A 17,503-nucleotide genomic window follows, 5' to 3' on the forward strand; every position below is an offset into this window, starting at 1 on the left:
CGCCGACACCACATCCGCATCACCAGCACCCGGCTCAAGCCAGTAGTGCTCACGCTGGAACGGGTATGTCGGCAGGTCCACGATCCGGCCGCCCGGGAACGCGGTCGGCCAGTCCACGGCAAGACCCCGCACGTGCGCCTCACCGAGCGACAACAGGAAGCGGTCGAGCCCGCCTTCGTCGCGGCGCAGCGTGCCGAGAACGGCGGCGTCCACACCGGCGTCCTCGAGCGTCTGCTGCACCCCGATGGTCAGGACGGGGTGGGCGGAGGCCTCGATGAAGAAGCGGTGGCCCTGCTCGGCCAGCGCCTTCGTGGCCTCCTCGAAACGAACCGTCTGGCGCAGGTTGGAGTACCAGTACTCGGCGTCCATCACCGACGTGTCCAGCCAGTCGGCGGTCACCGTCGAGAAGAACGGCACCTCGGCTGCACGGGGCTCAAGTCCCGCCAGGACATCAAGGAGTTCGGCGTGGATGGTTTCCACATGCGCCGAATGCGACGCATAGTCCACCGGGATCCGCCGGGCCCGGACCTCCTCCGCCTCGCAGGCGGCCAGCAGGGCATCCAGCTCCGCGACATCTCCCGAGACGACCACGGACGAAGGCCCGTTCACCGCCGCGACCGACAGACCCTCGGACAGCCGCTCACGAACCTCCTCCACAGGCAACGCCACCGACACCATGCCGCCCAGACCCGACAGCGCCAGGATCGCCTTCGACCGCAGCGCCACCACCTTCGCCGCATCGCCCAGAGACAGGGCCCCGGCCACGCAGGCCGCAGCGATCTCACCCTGCGAATGCCCCACAACCGCGGCCGGCTGCACCCCATACGAGCGCCACAGCTCGGCCAGGGACACCATCACGGCCCACAGCACCGGCTGGACCACATCGACCCGCTCCAACGCCTCGGCATCGTCGAGGACGTCGAACAACGACCAGTCCACATACGCCGACAACGCGTCCGCGCACTCACGCATCCGCCCCGCGAACACCGGCGAGGACTCGATGAGTTCGGCCGCCATCCCGACCCACTGCGATCCCTGCCCCGGGAACACGAACACGCTCTTGCCGCTCGCACCCAGGCTCGTACCGCTGACCGCATGCGCGACAGCACCACCCGAGGCGATCGCCCGCAAACCCTCCCGCAACGACTCCGCATCACCACCCACCACAGCGGCACGGCACTCAAAGGCGGCACGCGAACTGGCCAGCGAAAGACCGATNCACTCAAAGGCGGCACGCGAACTGGCCAGCGAAAGACCGATGTCGGTGAGCGTGGCATCGGACAGCTCGTCCACTCGGGCGAGCAGCCGCTGGGCCTGCGCCGTGAGCGCCTCCTCCGACCTGCCGGACAGCACCCAGGGCACGACCGCCGGAGCCGGCACCGACTCCGGCAGCTCCTCCTCCGCCTCGGGCTCCGGTGCCTGCTCCAGGATGACGTGCGCGTTCGTGCCGCTGATGCCGAACGACGACACGCCCGCCCGCCGCGGGCGGTCGGTCTGCGGCCACTCCTGGTTGTCGGTCAGCAGCTCGACCGGACCGGCCGTCCAGTCGACGTGGGACGTGGGCGCGTCGACGTGCAGGGTCTTCGGCAGCACGCCGTTCCGCATCGCCATGACCATCTTGATGACACCGGCGACACCGGCGGCGGCCTGCGTGTGCCCGATGTTCGACTTGATGGAGCCGAGCCACAGCGGCTGGTCGCCCTCGCGGTCCTGGCCGTAGGTGGCGAGCAGGGCCTGCGCCTCGATCGGGTCGCCCAGAGTGGTGCCGGTGCCGTGCGCCTCCACCGCGTCGACCTCGGACGCGGACAGGCGGCCATTCGCCAGGGCCTGGCGAATGACGCGCTGCTGCGAGGGACCGTTCGGCGCCGTCAGACCATTCGACGCGCCGTCCTGGTTGATCGCCGAACCCCGCAGCACGGCAAGGATCTTGTGTCCGTTGCGGCGTGCGTCCGAGAGCTTCTCCAGGACGACGACGCCGACGCCCTCGCCCCAGTTCGTGCCGTCCGCGGCTTCGGCGAAGGCCTTGCAGCGGCCGTCCATCGCCAGGCCGCGCTGCCGGGCGAACTCCGTGAACAGCTCGGGCACGGAGATCACGGTCACTCCGCCGGCGAGGGCGAGCGAGCACTCGTCCTGGCGCAGCGACCGTGCCGCCAGATGCAGCGCCACCAGGGACGACGAGCATGCCGTGTCCACGGTGATCGCGGGGCCTTCGAGGCCGAGGGTGTACGAGATGCGGCCGGACAGGACGCTGTCGGTGTTGCCGTTGACGAGGTAGGGCTTCAGGTCGTCGGACACGGTGGGCACGGAGGTGCCGTAGTCGCCGTGGACGGCGCCCGCGAAGACGCCGGTGCGGCTGCCGTGCAGGGACAGCGGGTCGATGCCCGCGCGCTCCACGGCCTCCCAGGCGGCTTCGAGCATCAGGCGCTGCTGTGGGTCCATGGCCTGCGCCTCGCGCGGCGAGATGCCGAAGAACGCCGGATCGAAGCGGTCCGCGTCCGCCACGAAGCCGCCCTCCTGGATCCGGGACGAGCCCGGCAGGTCGGGTACGGAGTCGTAGAGTCCGTCGATGTCCCAGCCACGGTCGAGCGGAAACGGGCCGATGGTGTCGGTGCCGGAGGCGACGACGTCCCACAGTCGTTCAGGCGAGTCGATGCCGCCGGGGAAGCGGCAGCTCATCCCCACGATGGCGATGGGCTCGCGATCCGCTTCCTCGAGTTCAGCGACCCTGCGGTGGGTGCGCCGCAGCTCGGCGGTCATCCACCGGAGGTTGTCGAGGAGCTTCTCGTTCGACATCAGTTCACCACTCGCTTTCCGGGCTCCGCCTTCTGCACAGAGCTCATTTCAAGATCGCCCGAACTCGTTCTGGATGATGTGGAACAGGTCGTCGGCGGTGGCCGACTCCAGTTCTGTGCCGTCTGCCTCGGCTTCTGTGCCGTACTGGGTGTTCCACCGCGAGAGGGTGGACTGGAGACGGGCGGCGATCTGCGCGGCCGCCTCGTCGTCCCGTTCGATGTCGCCGATGGCGGCGTCGATCCGGTCGATGTCGGCGAGGACCGTGGCCGCGGCCGACATCGGCTGGCGCTCCCCGAGCAGTGCGGCGGCGAGGTAGTCGCTGAGCGCCGTCGGCTTCGGGTAGTCGAAGATCAGTGTGCTGGGCAGTCGGATGCCGGTGGCCTCGGAGAGCTGGTTGCGGAACTCGACCGCGGTGAGGGAGTCGAAACCGAGATCCTGGAAGGTACGTCCCGGCTCAACGGACGCGGGTCCGCCGTGCCCGAGTACGGCTGCTGCATTGACGCGTACGAGGTCGAGCAGCGCCGCGTGCTGCTCGGCCGGGGTGAGCCCGGCGAGCCGTTCGGCGAGGCTCGGGCCCGCTGTCCCGGGGCCTGCCGCGGCGCGCCGTGCCCCCGGGCGGACGAGGCCGCGCAGCAGTGCGGGCACCGCGGAGCCCTGGTCGCGCAGGGCCCGGGTGTTGAGCTTGGCGGGCACGAGGAGGGGCTCATCCGTACGACCTGCCGTGTCGAAGAGGCGGAGGCCGTCCTCGGTGGTGAGGGCGCCGGTGCCGGTGCGTGCCATACGGGCGACGTCGGCGTCGGTGAGGTGCGCGGTCAGGGAGCTGCGCTGGGCCCAGAAGCCCCAGGCGAGTGCCTGTCCGGCCAGACCGTGCCGGCGGCGGTGCTGGGCGAGGGCGTTGAGGTAGGTGTTGGCGGCGGTGTAGTTGCCCTGGCCGGCGTCGCCGAAGACGGACGCCGAGGAGGAGAACAGCGTGAACATCGCCAGGTCCATGTCCCGGGTCAGTTCGTGCAGATGGCGGGCGGCGTCCGCCTTGGGTCGGAAGACCGCGTCGATGCGCTCGGGGGTGAGGGAACCGACGGTGGCGTCGTCGAGGACGCCGGCCGCGTGCAGCACACCCGTCAGGGGATGGGCGTCCGGGATCGCGGCGAGGGTGGCGGCGAGCGCCTGGCGGTCTGCGGCGTCGCAGGCGGCGACGGTCACCTCGGCGCCCAGCTCGGCCAGTTGGGCCTCCAGCTCCACCACGCCACTGGCCTCGCGTCCCCTGCGGCTGGTCAGCAGCAGGTGCCGTACGCCCCGCTCGGCGACCAGATGCCGGGCGAACTCCCCGCCCAGGGTGCCGGTACCGCCCGTGATCAGCACCGTGCCCTCGGGATCGAGAGCACGCGGCATGGTCAGGACCACCTTGCCCACGTGCTCGGCACGGCTGACGAACCGGAACGCGTCCCGCGCCCTCCGTACGTCCCAGGTCCTGACCGGAAGGGGCTGCAGGGCGCCCGCCTCGAACAGACGCAGTACCTCGGCGAGCATTTCCTGGATCCGCCGCGGGTCCGCCTCACGGAGTTCGATGGCCGTGTAGGTGACACCGGGTTGTGCGGCGGCGATCTCGTCCGGCTCGCGGATGTCGGCCTTGCCCATCTCCAGGAAGCGCCCGCCGCGCGGCAGCAGCCGCAGTGAGGCGTCCACGAACTCCCGTGCCGGCGTGTTGAGTACGAGGTCGACTCCGCGTCCGCCCGTGGTCTCCGCGAACGCCGTCTCGAACGCCGGTGTGCGCGAGGAGGCGATGTGGTCGTCGTCCAGGCCCAGGGAACGCAATGCGCCCCACTTTCCTTCACTGGCGGTCGCGTACACCTCCGCGCCCAAGTGCCGGGCGAGCTGGATCGCTGCCATGCCGACGCCACCGGCGCCGCTGTGCACCAGGACGGACTCGCCCTCGCGCAGTCCGCCCAGATCCACCAGGGCGTGGTAGGCGGTCAGGAAGGCGAGAGGTGTCGCGGCGGCCCGCTCGTACGACCAGCCGTCGGGGATCGGCGCGAGCAGGCACCGGTCGGCTACGGCGAGGGGGCCGAAGGCGCGGTCGACGAGTCCGAAGACCCGGTCGCCGGGCGCGAGGTCGGTGACGTCGGGGCCGGCTTCCACGACGACACCGGCGGCCTCGCTGCCCAGGGCCGCCTCGCCCGGGTACACACCGAGCGTGATCATCACGTCGCGGAAGTTCACGCCGGCCGCGCGTACGGCCACGCGCACCTGCCCGGGGGCGAGCCCGGCCGCAGCCTCGGGCGCGGGCACGAGGTCGACGGCGTCCAGGGTGCCGCGCGCACGCGTGTCGATACGCCAGGGCTCCGGCCCCTCGGGTGGTACGAGTCCCGTGCCGGACGCGGCGCGTGCGAGCCGGGGTACCCGCGGGATGCCGTCGCGGACGACCGCGCGCGGTTCGCCGGAGGCCAGGACGGCGGCCAGCGCCTCGGTCACGTCGGGTCCGCCGTCCTCGGCACCGAGGTCGACGAGCACGAACCGTCCGGGGTTCTCGGCCTGCGCGGAGCCGACCAGGCCCCAAACCGCCGCCCCCGGCAGGTCGGTGACATCCTCGTCCATGCCCGTGCCCACCGCGCCCCGCGTCAGCACGACGAGACACGCCTCGTCGAGCCGCGGCTCGGCCAGCCACCGCTGTACGAGCGTGAGCGCGCGGTGTGTGGCCCCGGCGGGGCCGTCGCCGTCCGACCCTGCGATCGCGGCGAACACCGCGTCGGGCAACGCGTCGGGGAGCGCGGCCGGTTCGGGGCAGGACAGGACGCCATCGAGCCCCGCGTCGCCGAGCTGGACCCATGCGGCGGTGTCCGCGGCGGGTCGGTCGTGGGCAGGCAATTCGGTCCAGTCCACGCGGTACAGGGAGTCGGTGCGCGCCGCCGCGGCCGCGGCCACACCGGTCGGTTCACGCAGGAGCACGGAATCGGCTGAGAGCACCGGAAGGCCCTCGGCGTCGACCACCGTCAGGGACACCGTGTCCGTGCCCGCGGGCCGCAGCAACGCCCGTACGACACCGGCGCCCACCGCGTGCCGTGTCACCCCGGACCAGGTGTGCGGCAGCTTGGGGGTGCCGCTCTCGCCGTCGTCCGGCAGGATCTTCGCGTGCAGCACCGCGTCGAGCAGCGCGGGGTGGATCCCGAACCGGGCCGCGTCGTCGGGGCCGGTGTCGGGCAGCGCCACCTCGACGTACAGGTCCTCGTCCAGCGTCCAGGAGGCACGCAGTCCCTGGAACACCGGGCCGTAGTCGTGGCCGTTGTCGTCCAGGCGCTCGTAGAGGCCGGTGAGGTTGGCCGCCACCGCGTTCTCCGGCGGCCAGGACACCGCTGGGGGCATCGCCCGCGCGTCCCGCTCCGGCACCTCGGTCAGGAGCCCCGCGGCGTGCCGGACCCAAGATCCATCCGCGATGTCGTCGCCCTCTCCGCCCTCGGCGAGAGGCCGCGCGTAGACGGCGACGGTCCGGCCGCCGTCGTCGGCCGCCGGGCCGACGACGACGCGCAGGGCGACCGAGCCGCGCTCCGGCAACGTCAACGGGGTCTCGGTGGTCAGCTCCTCGATCCGGCCGCAGCCGACGAGGTCACCTGCCCAGAGCGCGCACTCCACGAACACCGGGCCCGGCAGCAGTGCCGTTCCGGCGACGGTGTGGTCGCGGAGCCAGCCGGACGACGCGAGCGACAGCTGCCCGGTCACCAGTAGTCCGCCGTCCTCCGGTATGTCCACCACGGCCCCGAGCAACGGGTGCTCGGCGGGGGCGAGTCCGGCGGAGGCGACCTCGGTGGCCCCCGGCGACGGGCTCAGCCAGTAGCGCTCGCGCTGGAACGCATACGTGGGCAGGTCCACTCGGCGGGTGTCCCGGCCGTCGAAGAACGCGGGCCAGTCCAGGTCCACTCCGGCCACGTGCAGCCGGCCGAGGGCCGCGAGCAGGGTCTCCGGCTCGGGACGTCCCTTGCGCAGGGCCGCGATCAACTCCGGCTGCCCGGCAAGGGATTCCTGCGCCATGCCCGACAGCACGCCGTCCGGGCCCAGCTCCAGGAACACTCTGACGCCCTGGTCCTCCAGCCAGCGCACCCCGTCACCGAAACGCACCGCCGCACGGACGTGGCGTACCCAGTGGTCCGCGGACGCCACGTCCTCCGGCTGCCCCGTGAGGTTGGAGACCACCGGGATACGCGGCGGGGCGTACGACACCGACTCGGCGATGCGACGGAAGTCGTCCAGCATCGCGTCCATGCGCGGCGAGTGGAAGGCGTGACTGACCTTCAACTCCTTGGTTTTGAGCCCCAGTTGGGCGAACTGCGCGGCCAGCTCGGTGACCATGTCGGCGTCACCTGCGATCACCACCGAGGAGGGTCCGTTCACCGCGGCGAAGGACACCTGGGTCTCGCGGCCCTCCAGGTACGGGGCCACCGTGGCCTCGTCGGCACCGACCGCCAACATCGCGCCGCCGGACGGCAACGCCTGCATCAGACGCCCACGAGCAGCGACCAGCGTCACCGCGTCGTCCAGGGACAGCACGTCGGCCACGTGCGCCGCCGCCAGCTCACCGATCGAGTGCCCGGTCACGTAATCCGGCCTCACGCCCCACGACTCCACCAGCCGGTACAGGGCGACTTCGAGGGCGAACAGACCCGGCTGCGTGTACCCGGTCTGGTGCAGCGACTCACCGTCCTCGAACATCACTTCACGCAGCGGCCGGTCCAGGAGCCGGTCGAACCCCGCGCACACTGTGTCCAGCGCATCGGCGAAGGCGGGGAACGTGTTGTACAACCCCCGTCCCATACTGGGCCGTTGAGAGCCCTGCCCGGAGAACAGCACCGCGGTCGGTCCCGGGTCCAGGCACTCGCCGCGCACCACGCCCGGGGCCGGGACCCCTTCGGCGAGGGCGTCCAGGCCTCGTGTCAGCTCCTCGCGGCCGGTGCCCACGACGACGGCCCGGTGCTCCAGGGCCGCACGCGTCGTGGCCAGCGAGTGCGCGACGTCCAACGGTCGCACGTCGTCGTCGAGAGCGTCCCGCAGCCGCCGGGCCTGCGCGGCGAGGGCCGTCGCCGAGCGGGCTGAGACCAGCCACGGCAGCGGGCCGTCCGCGGGAGCGAGGTCCAGGTCGAGCGGCTGTGTGTGCCACCCGGCGAAGAACGCCTCCCAGCGCGGTGAGAAGCCCGCGGTGTGGAGCGCGCCGACGCACCGGAAGAGGCTCTCGGTCTCGCCGACGGCACCGCCGGCCAGGCGGTCGGGACCGAGGCCGACGAACAGGCCCGCGCCCTGGCGCAGTTCGTCGAGGGCGGCGCTGCCCCGGCCGTCCGTGTCGATGCGACGGCTCCAGTACGCGGCGTCGGTGACGTCGGCGATCTCGCCGGTGAGCGCGGACAGGACGGGAATGTCCGGCTCCGCGAACCCGAGCAGTTCGGTGAGCCAGTCGAGGTCCGGCCGCGGCAACCCGTTGCCGTGCGCGACGACCAGGGCCGCCGCGTCCGCGGGTTTCAGCGTGCCCGCGACGTGCGCGGCGGCCAGTTCGCCCACGCCGTACCCGGCGAGCCGGTCCGGGGCGGGCCCCCAGGACGTGACGAGACGATGGAGGGCGACGTCGTAGGCGTAGACGGCACAGTCGGCGTAGAGCGGTTCGGCGAGCTGGGGGCCTCCTTCGTCGAGCACCTCCCTCAGGGGCCGCTCCAGGTAGGGGTCGAGGTGTGCGCACGCCTCGGTGAAGGCGTCGGCGAACACGGGGAACGCGGCGAGCAGTTCCTGTCCCATTCCCACGCGCCGGGCGTTGCCGCCGGAGAAGACGAAGGTCGTGGTGGCGACGCGGCCCGTGCCGGGCCTCGGGGGCCGTCCCCGCAGCAGGCGTGCGTCGGACCTGCCGTCCGCGAGGGCGTCGAGGGCGCTGAGCAGGTCGTGTGTGCCGCCCGCGACGACGGCGGCGCGTTCGGCGTCGCCGGTGTCGGTGGCGGCCAGTGCGCGGGCGATGTCGGCGACGGTCGTCCGGGGGTGTGCGGCGAGGTGTTCGGCGAGCCGCGCCCGTACCGTGCCCGCCCGGCCGCGCAGTGCGGCGTCGCCGGGAGCGGAGAGGACGACGGGGGCGGCGTCGACGGTGATCCCACCCGGGTCGGACAACGGCCCGTACGGTTCGGCCGGTTCGGGGGCCGGGGCTTCTTCGATGACGGCGTGGGCGTTGGTGCCGCTGAAGCCGAAGGAGGAGACTCCGGCGCGGCGCGGCTGTCCCGTGTCGGGCCACGGGCGGGCCTCGGTCAGCAGTTCGACGGCTCCGGCGGACCAGTCGACGTGCGGGGTCGGCTCGTCGACGTGCAGGGTCTTCGGCAGTACGCCGTGCCGCATCGCCATGACCATCTTGATGACACCGGCGACACCGGCCGCGGCCTGCGTGTGCCCGATGTTCGACTTGAGCGAGCCGAGCAGCAGCGGGCCCGTGCCGGAGCGCTCCTGGCCGTAGGTGGCGACCAGGGCCTGCGCCTCGATCGGGTCGCCCAGCGAGGTGCCGGTGCCGTGTGCCTCGACCGCGTCGACGTCGGAGGGCGCGAGGCCCGCGGTGGCGAGGGCCTGGCGGATGACGCGCTGCTGGGAGGGGCCGTTGGGCGCGGTGAGACCGTTGGAGGCGCCGTCCTGGTTGACGGCGGACCCGCGGACGATCGCCAGGACCTGGTGCCCGTTGCGGCGTGCGTCCGAGAGGCGTTCCAGGACGAGCAGTCCGGCGCCCTCGGACCAGGCGGTGCCGTCGGCGGTGGCGGCGAACGACTTGCAGCGGCCGTCGGCGGCCAGGCCCTGCTGGCGGCTGAAGGAGACGAAGCCGCCTGGGCTCGACATCACGGCCACGCCGCCCGCGAGGGCGAGGGACGCCTCGCCGAGGCGGAGCGACTGCGCGGCCTGGTGGAGGGCGACGAGGGACGCCGAGCAGGCGGTGTCGACAGTGACCGCCGGGCCTTCGAGCCCGAGGGTGTAGGCGATCCGGCCGGAGGCGACACTGCCCGCGGTGCCGGTGACGAGGTGGCCCTCCATGCCGTCCGGAGCGGACGCGATGCGGGGCCCGTATTCCTGGGCCTCCGCGCCGACGTACACGGCGGTGCGGGTGCCGCGCAGCGCGGTCGGGTCGATGCCGGCGCGTTCGAACGCCTCCCAGGCCGTCTCCAGGAGCACCCGCTGCTGCGGGTCCATGGCGAGGGCCTCGCGCGGTGAGATACCGAAGAAGGCGGCGTCGAAGTCGGCGGCGTCGTGCAGGAATCCACCCTTGTCCACGTAGGTGGTGCCGGGCCGGCGGGTGATGGGGTCGTAGAGGCGGTCGACGTCCCAGTCCCGATCCTCGGGCAGCCGGGTCAGGGTTTCGCCGCCCTGGACCAGGAGCTGCCACAGCTGCTCGGGCGAGGTGATGCCGCCGGGGAAGCGGCAGGCCATGCCCACGATGGCGACGGGTTCGCCGCTCGTCGCGGCGGGTGCTCCGGCCACCTCGTCGCCGGGCCGTTCGTGAAGCAGTTCGGCGAGCAGGCGGCCGGCGAGGGCGCGCGGTGTCGGGTGGTCGAAGGCGAGGGTGACGGGGAGTCGCAGGCCGGTGACCGCGGTCAGTCGGGCGTGCAGGTTCACCGCGGCCAGTGAGTCGAATCCGAGTTCCCGGAAGGCCTGTCGCTCGGGCACGACGCCCGGCCCCGCCGGGCCGAGGACGTCCGCGACGGCGCCGCGCACGAGTTCGGTCAGCAGCCGCTCGCGCTCATCCGCGCCGAGGTCACGCAGGCGGATGCGCAACGCCGCCCCGCGCGAATCGTTGGAGAGCTCGTCAAGGCCGTGTGTCATTGCGCTCCACTCACTCACCGATACGTGAAACATCGCGGCCGTCAGGGGCCGGAAACAGGCGGGCCGAATCAGGGCATCATTCGGTCGGGATACCTTGAGAATGTATAGACGAACGCGTCGCTCCGGCTCGCAGAACTCCCCCTATGCCGCCCCTAGAAGCCCCTGTTCTTGGGCTGGAGACCCGTCCGCTGCCCATGTCCGGGCCGGTGACCCTTAGGGTATGACATTGAGTGTCACCCGAGTGACGCGGGGAATTCAATTCCCTTGAACCGCACAGGACTTCCGTGCGATACGCTCCCACGCAATCTGAACTTTACGGTCGGACACCCGCTTTGGAGAGCGGCCGGTTTCACGTTCGATCCGAATTCCATCCGAGGCAATGGGGAAGCGCAGTCGATACGAGCTGCCCGGCGCCTGCGATTCCACCGGCTACCGGGGTGATCATGACTGTTTCCAAGCCACGTACAGCCCTGCGGGCCGAGGGGCTCGTCAAGAAATTCGGCTCGGTCCGCGCGCTCGACGGCGTCGACCTCGAGCTGCCGACGGGCCAGGTGCTCGGCCTGCTGGGCCCCAATGGCGCGGGCAAGACCACGACCGTGCGCTGCCTGTCCACCCTGCTTCGGCCGGACGGCGGCCGCGCCTGGGTGAACGGCCACGACGTCCTGAAGAAGCCGCACGAGGTGCGTCGTTCGATGGGCTTGTCCGGCCAGTTCGCGGCGGTCGACGAGAGCCTCACGGGATACGAGAACGTCGTGATGTTCGCCCGGCTGTGCGGCCTGTCCAAGTCGGCCGCGGCCGACCGCGCCAAGTACCTCGTCGACCGTTTCGGCCTCAAAGAGGCGGCGAACCGGCCGCCCAAGACCTACTCGGGCGGTATGCGGCGCCGTCTTGACCTGGCGAGCGCGCTCGTCGGCGAACCCGCCGTGATGGTGCTCGACGAGCCCACGACGGGCCTCGACCCACGCGGTCGCCTGGACACCTGGGACCAGGTGGGCGAGCTGGTCAGCGACGGCACCTCGGTGCTGCTGACCACGCAGTACCTGGAGGAGGCCGATCAGCTCGCCGACTCGATCGCCGTCATCGACCACGGCCGGGTCATCGCGCACGACACCGCCGACCGGCTCAAGGCGCAGGTCGGCGCCGACAAGATCCGCGCCGTCGCGGCGACCGTGGACGGCGTGGCCGCCCTGAAGGAGGTCCTCGCCGGGATCGGCACCGCCTCGCCGACGGTGGAGGAGCTGGCGCGCACCGTGTCGGTGACCGTCGCCGCCGGCGTCAAGGCGCTGGGCGCCGCCATCAGGCAACTGGAGGAACGGGGCGTCGAGCTGGTCGACATCGGTCTGCGGCGGCCGACGCTCGACGACGTGTTCCTGTCCCTGACCGGCAAGACCGAACCCGACGCATCCAAGTCCGCCGAGACCCAGGACCGAGTCCCCGAGAAGGTGTCGTGAGCAGCATTTCGCAGGCCGCCCGCAGCGGCTCGATCATCACCGGGCGCAATCTGCTGCACATCTGGCGGGAGCCCGGCGCCCTGATATCCCATCTGTGCACGTCCATCATGTTCGTCGTGCTCTTCGCCTTCGTGATCGGCGGCGGGCTCGGTGCGCTGTACCCGGAGTACCTGATCCCGGGCATGCTGGGCCAGAACGCGGTGTTCGTGAACATCTACACCACGGTGGGCATCGCCTACGACATGGAGAAGGGCATCGTGGACCGGTTCCGGTCGCTGCCCATTTCGCGCGCCGCCGTGATCATCGGCCGTACCAGCTCGGACCTGGCCGCGACCGCGATGAACATCGCGCTCCTCTCGCTGTGCGGGCTCGCCATCGGCTGGCGGATCAGGTCCGACTTCCTGTCGGCCGTCGCGGCGTACGGCCTGCTGCTGCTGTTCGCCTTCGCGATCTCCTGGGTGGGCGCCTACATCGGCCTGCGCTGCAAGCGCCTGGAGAGCGCGCAGAGCCTCGGCATCATGTGGGTGTTCCCGTTCACCTTCATCTCGTCGGCCCTGGTGGGCAGCCAGTACATGATCCAGCCGTTCAAGGCCCTGGCCGAGTGGAGCCCCCTGACGGCGCTGTGCGACACCATTCGCGACCTGTTCGGCAACCCGGCGCCGAAGGACTTCCCGGAGGCGACCGGCTGGGCCGCACAGCACTCCGCGCTGTATCTCGTCCTGTGGTGCGTGGCGTTGCTCGCGGTGTTCGTGCCGCTGACGACCCGCCGCTACCGCACGCTGTCGGGCTGACGGGTCCGTACGGCACGACGCCCCCGGAACTCACCGGAGTTCCAGGGGCGTTTCCGTTGTGCCGTCAGGCGTGGGCTCTTGCCCCGTCAGCCTCGCTCCACGAAGGGTGCGAGGAGCCCCGGGACCGCCTCGTCGGCGAAGGCCAGGCCCTCCGCGAGGTCCACGTCGCGCACCGGGTAGGCGCCGCCCTTGCAGGCCGCGGTGGTGACCAGGATCGTGGCAAGGCCGGACCGGCGCTGGGCGGGCGACTGGACGATCACCCAGCCGATCACGCTGTCCCGCCGCAGCGCCACGGTCCGCCGGATGAAGGTGCCGTAGCGCGTCAGCAGGTGACGGCCGTGCAGGGTGTGCCCGAGCGCGCGGTAGCCGCTGTGCGCGAACACCGCGCCCGCGGGCAGCAGCACCGCGGCGGAGATCCACGCGATGTGCAGCAGTACGGGGGTGAGGAGAAGACCGAGCAGCGCGAGCACCGCGCACGGGGCGAGCACGGTGAGTCCGGCCCTGACGTGGCGGCGGCGCAGTGCGGCCCGCGGGTGGGGGCGCAGCGCGGCGGTGGTCGGGGAGGGGTGTTCGCCGACGACGACGGCGGCGATCTCGTGCGCACGGGCGCGCGGTACGCCGGGGCTGAGGGTCCGCATCTTGCTGACCTCCAGGCCCTCGGACTTCTGCAAGCCGGTGGCGACGGCCGCCACGTGTGCGCCGCCGCCGAGGCGCAGCGCCAGCGGCTCGGTGACCTCGATGCCGCGCATCCGGCGCTCGTCGATGGAGAGCGAACGGGTGGTCAGCAGACCCCGGTGGACGGCGAAGTTGTCGCTCTCGTCGCGCTCCAGGCGGTAGCCCCACCACTCCTCCGCGGCGAGGGCTACGGCCGTGACCGACCCGACGACGAGCAGCGCGAGTGTGCCGATGACGATGCTCTCCCACAGCCCGGCGGCGCCCAGGAACCCGAGGACGGCCCGCAGGATCCGCTCCGGCTTGATACCGAAGCCGTCCAGGATGCGAAGGGCGGAGGCACCCACGACGAGGACGGCGAGCACGCCCCAGGAGTTCAGCGGCATGTAGCGCAGCCAGGCCCAGTCCATGCGGGCGATGACCCGGTCGGGATCGGTCGCGCCCGGCGCGGCCCCGGCCCGGCGCAGCAGCGCCTGGCGTAGTTCCTCCGCATCCGCCCTGCGCAGGGCTTCGAGGCTGGTGTCACCCTGCTCGCCGCCGCCCTGAGCGGTGGTGATCTTCATGGTGACCAGGCCGAAGACACGCAGGAAGGGGTCCGCGGTGAGGTCGACGCCTCGGATCCGGTCGCAGGGGACCGTGCGGCGACGGCGGCCGAGGAGGCCGGTGCGCACTTCGAGGTTGTCACCGGCGACGCGGTAGCGGGTGGTGAGGAGTTCCACGAGCCGCCACAGCATGATCAGCAGGAATACGCCCGCGAGGAGGCCGAGACGGATGTAGGCCTCGCGGTCGAGCCGGCCCAGGGTGATGAGGGCGTAGAACCCGGTGGACAGAACGGGCGGGACGATCCACTTGAGCTGGACGAGCAGCAGCCGGTTGTCGAGCCGCCGCCAGGGCACGCCGCCGTCCTCCCGCTCCCCGTCGACAGACGCCTCCCCGGCCGCGTCGAGAGCGTTCGGTGCCTGGCCGACCTCGTCAACCTGCTCGGGCCGATCGGCCTGACCGAGGGTGCCTGGGTCCCGGCGCGTGTGCGTGGGGCCGTTCATGTCGCGTCCCCGTCGGCTGCCTGGGTCGCCTGGGTGGTGGCCGCGAGGTGGGCCGCCACCTCCTTGGCCCGCTCGTGGTCGAGACCGTGAATGCGTACGGGCCCGGCAGCGGAGGCGGTGGTGACGACGACGGTCGCGAGGCCCAGCATCTGCTGCAGCGGACCGCGGGCGGTGTCGACGGTCTGGATCCGCGACATCGGGGCGATCCGGGAGATCTGCCAGAGCCAGCCGGACCAGGTGTAGACGGCCTCGTCCGTGGTCTCCCAGCGGTGCACGCGGTACCGCCGGCGCGGCGCGATCGTCACGTACGCGACCGAGAGCAGTACGGACAGCGCGGCGGCTCCGGCGCTGACGGGCAGTGGCAGCATGCGCCACAGCCAGGCGAGCAGACCCGCCACACACGCGAGGACGCCCAGGACGACGAGTACCGCCTGCCAGGTCCACCACGCCACCGCCCTCGGATCCACCCGGTGCGCCGGCGGACGCAGCCGCAGGACCGTGGGGGCCCCGCCCGTTCCGTCCGGGACGCCGGGTGCCGGGCTCGCCGCGGGCGCCTCGCCCGTGGCCGTGTACTGCGCGCTCCTGCCGGGCGCCGTGTGCTGCATCGCTGCGGCCTTTCGCTCCATGTCAACAGCGCGCTGCACGCCGCCGGACGAGGTCCGACGGCGTGCAGCGCAGATCTGGCCTGGCCCCCAGTCCGGGGGAACGGTGGTGGTCCGCCCGGTCAGGCGGCACTGCGTTCGGCCGCGGTCTTCTTGGGCTTCGCCTTGTCCAGCGCGAAGATCCCCACGATGGCGGCGACGGCCACGATGCTCGCGACGATCATCGAGGCGGGGTCGGGCAGGTGCAGGGGCAGGAAGGCTCCCTTGGTGTCGTTGCCGATGATCTTGAGGATGATCGGGATGATGCCGCACCAGGACCCGATCACCAAGGTGGCGAACTGCAAGTACTCGACGGTCTTCTGCTGCATCTCTGACGGCCTTTCGCCTTTTCTGCGCTTGCGATCTCAAGGAATCGGTCCGGACAGCCACACCGCAGCGGGGGTTGTGCGATGCGCGCCGCCATCCGGACCTGAGAAAATCTTCGCCCTGCCACGGGAGCCGGGCCAGCCTCATAAGGTCGTGATCACAGACGACCAAAGTTCGGCCGCCTACGACTTTCGTCAGGCCCCCGTTCGCCCCCTATGAGCCCCTGAAACCGTGCACACGGCACATCCGCCGCCCGCCGCCGACCTACGCTCGGCCTTCAAGTACCGGGCGCATCAGCCGGATTCGGCCACGTCCTCCAACTGATCCGAGTACGGCGGCCGGCGCCCCAGCAGCCCGCTTCGGGGGAGGACTCCGTGACCACGACAACCCAACCATCGGGAAAGCCGTTTCCCGCGGCCGGGAAACCGGGCGGGCCGCGCCCCACGGCGGCGGGGGCCGAAGAACTGCCCGGCCTCGCGTGGAAGCCGGTTGCCGCCGTCGGAGCCGTGCTCGGCCTGTTGCTCCTCGTCACCAGCGGCCGCTGGGGCTACCAGGGCGATGAACTGTACTTCCTGGGCGCCGCGCAGCACCTGAGCTGGTCGTACGCCGACAACCCGCCGCTGTTGCCGCTGCTGGCCACGGCAATGGACGGCCTGTTCAACGGGTCGCTGGTGGGCCTGCGCCTTCCGTCGACGATCCTCGCCGCGACCGGCACGCTCTTCGCCGCGCTGATCGCCCGTGAACTGGGCGGCGGGACGCGGGCGCAGCTGCGCACCGCGGCCGTGTGGGCGGCGGTCCCGCTCGTCATGATCATCGGGCACGCGCTCTCGGCCTCCACCATCGACATCGTCGCGTGGACGGCGGTCAGCTGGTTCCTGGTGGCCTGGGTACGCCGCCGGGACGACAGGATGCTGCTCGCTGCCGCGCTGGTCACCGCGGTCGCCATGCAGGCCAAGTACTCCATCGTCTTCCTCTGGCTCGCGGTGGCCGTCAGCGTCCTCTTCGTGGGACCGCGGCCGTTGTTGCGCCGCCCGCTGCTGTGGATCGGTGCGGCCGTCGTCGTCGTGACGGCGATACCGGCCCTGCTGTGGCAGGCGGACCACGGCTGGCCCCAGCTCGACATGGCGGAGGTGTTCCGGCGGGAGAGCTCCGGGCCGGTCGCGTACGTGGGCGTCGGCTTCTTCCTGGCCGGGGTCCTGCTCGCGACGCTGCTCGGGTACGGCCTCTGGCAGCTGCTGCGCTCGCCCGAGCTGCGCCCTTACCGGTTCCTGGGCTGGAGTTTCGTCGGCCTGTTCCTGCTGTTCCTGGTGAGCGGCGGCCGGCCGACCTACGCGGCGGGGTTGTTCCCCGTGCTGTGGGCCGCGGGTGCCGTGCGGATGGAGCGGGGCGCCCCTTCCAAGTGGTGGCGGTGGGCGGTGAGCTGGCCGGTGATCGGCCTGCTCTTCGCGTTCTCGGCCCTGACGTCGCTGCCGGTGCTGCCCCGCTCCGATGAGGAGGCGGTGGCGGGTACGAGGAACAATCCGCAGGCCGCCGAGACGGTCGGCTGGGACGAGCTGGTGGACGCGGTGGAGAAGACCGCGCGGTCGCTGCCGGCCGGGGAGCGGGACCGTACGGTGATCGTCACCGAGTACTACACGGAGGCAGGCGCGCTCGACCACCTCGGCTCCGACGCCGGCCTGCCGGATGTCTACAGCGCCCATCGCGGCTACTGGTACTTCGGGGCGCCGCCGGACGACGCCACCACGACGATCTTCGTCGGCTCCGACCGCGGGCAGCTGCTGGAGCGCTTCACCGACGTGCGCGAGGGCGCGACGGTCGCGGGCAAGGGAAACCAGGTGGCGGGCACCAAGGTGTGGATCTGCACCGGCCACAAGCAGCCGTGGTCGAAGGCGTGGCCCGGCCTCGGCCACCTGTACTGAGCGCGGCGCGATCCACGTCGAAGGGGCGGGCACGGACCTCAGGTCCGTGCC

Annotated in this window: 7 protein-coding genes and 2 pseudogenes; 3 read left to right on the plus strand and 6 right to left on the minus strand. The window is 71.8% G+C overall.

Annotated features, from left to right (window positions below; all coding sequences use genetic code 11):
- From FGD71_RS48320 to FGD71_RS01590, 3 genes and pseudogenes are all read right to left on the minus strand, one after another.
- The coding region (locus FGD71_RS48320) for an acyltransferase domain-containing protein (RefSeq protein WP_244951189.1) at positions 1–1,218 on the minus strand (1,218 nt) is incomplete at both ends.
- A gap of 1 nt (position 1,219) precedes the next feature.
- Positions 1,220–2,793 (minus strand): annotated as a pseudogene (locus tag FGD71_RS48325) (type I polyketide synthase); the annotation flags it as partial.
- 48 nt (positions 2,794–2,841) lie between these two features.
- A pseudogene (locus tag FGD71_RS01590) lies at positions 2,842–10,527 on the minus strand (SDR family NAD(P)-dependent oxidoreductase); the annotation flags it as partial.
- A gap of 524 nt (positions 10,528–11,051) precedes the next feature.
- Here FGD71_RS01590 and FGD71_RS01595 point away from each other — a divergent pair.
- Positions 11,052–12,059: an ATP-binding cassette domain-containing protein gene (locus FGD71_RS01595; RefSeq protein ID WP_119098540.1), complete on the plus strand. Its 1,008-nt coding sequence runs from the start codon at positions 11,052–11,054 to the stop codon at positions 12,057–12,059.
- Entirely contained in the window at positions 12,056–12,850 is a 795-nt protein-coding gene (locus FGD71_RS01600) for an ABC transporter permease (protein WP_119098535.1), read from the plus strand. Before FGD71_RS01595 ends, FGD71_RS01600 begins: the two co-directional genes overlap by 4 nt.
- An 86-nt stretch (positions 12,851–12,936) precedes the next feature.
- Here FGD71_RS01600 and FGD71_RS01605 read toward each other — a convergent pair whose 3' ends face one another.
- The 3 genes from FGD71_RS01605 to FGD71_RS01615 all read right to left on the minus strand — a co-directional run bounded on the left by FGD71_RS01605 (position 12,937) and on the right by FGD71_RS01615 (position 15,535).
- Positions 12,937–14,565 (minus strand): PH domain-containing protein, encoded by a 1,629-nt coding sequence (locus FGD71_RS01605; RefSeq protein ID WP_119098536.1) that lies wholly within the window; start codon positions 14,563–14,565, stop codon positions 12,937–12,939.
- A complete protein-coding gene (locus FGD71_RS01610) occupies positions 14,562–15,191 on the minus strand; it encodes a PH domain-containing protein (RefSeq protein ID WP_240436339.1) in 630 nt (209 codons plus the stop codon). Before FGD71_RS01610 ends, FGD71_RS01605 begins: the two co-directional genes overlap by 4 nt.
- Before the next feature lie 98 nt (positions 15,192–15,289).
- Positions 15,290–15,535: a hypothetical protein gene (locus FGD71_RS01615; RefSeq protein WP_119098538.1), complete on the minus strand. Its 246-nt coding sequence runs from the start codon at positions 15,533–15,535 to the stop codon at positions 15,290–15,292.
- Between the two features lie 372 nt (positions 15,536–15,907).
- Here FGD71_RS01615 and FGD71_RS01620 point away from each other — a divergent pair, with 372 nt between their 5' ends.
- On the plus strand, positions 15,908–17,452 hold the full coding sequence (locus FGD71_RS01620) for an ArnT family glycosyltransferase (RefSeq protein ID WP_140935801.1): 1,545 nt from the start codon (positions 15,908–15,910) through the stop codon (positions 17,450–17,452).
- The last annotated feature ends 51 nt before the right edge of the window (positions 17,453–17,503 follow it).

The sequence above is a fragment of the Streptomyces sporangiiformans genome (assembly GCF_005768555.2).
In the GTDB taxonomy this organism is placed as follows: domain Bacteria; phylum Actinomycetota; class Actinomycetes; order Streptomycetales; family Streptomycetaceae; genus Streptomyces; species Streptomyces sporangiiformans.

Excerpts from the sequence above, each read along its gene's own strand:
- FGD71_RS01595 (WP_119098540.1), top strand. The coding sequence starts at position 11,052 with ATGACTGTTTCCAAGCCACGTACAGCCCTGCGGGCCGAGGGGCTCGTC.
- FGD71_RS01615 (WP_119098538.1), bottom strand. The coding sequence starts at position 15,535 with ATGCAGCAGAAGACCGTCGAGTACTTGCAGTTCGCCACCTTGGTGATC.
- FGD71_RS01610 (WP_240436339.1), bottom strand. The coding sequence starts at position 15,191 with ATGGAGCGAAAGGCCGCAGCGATGCAGCACACGGCGCCCGGCAGGAGC.
- FGD71_RS01605 (WP_119098536.1), bottom strand. The coding sequence starts at position 14,565 with ATGAACGGCCCCACGCACACGCGCCGGGACCCAGGCACCCTCGGTCAG.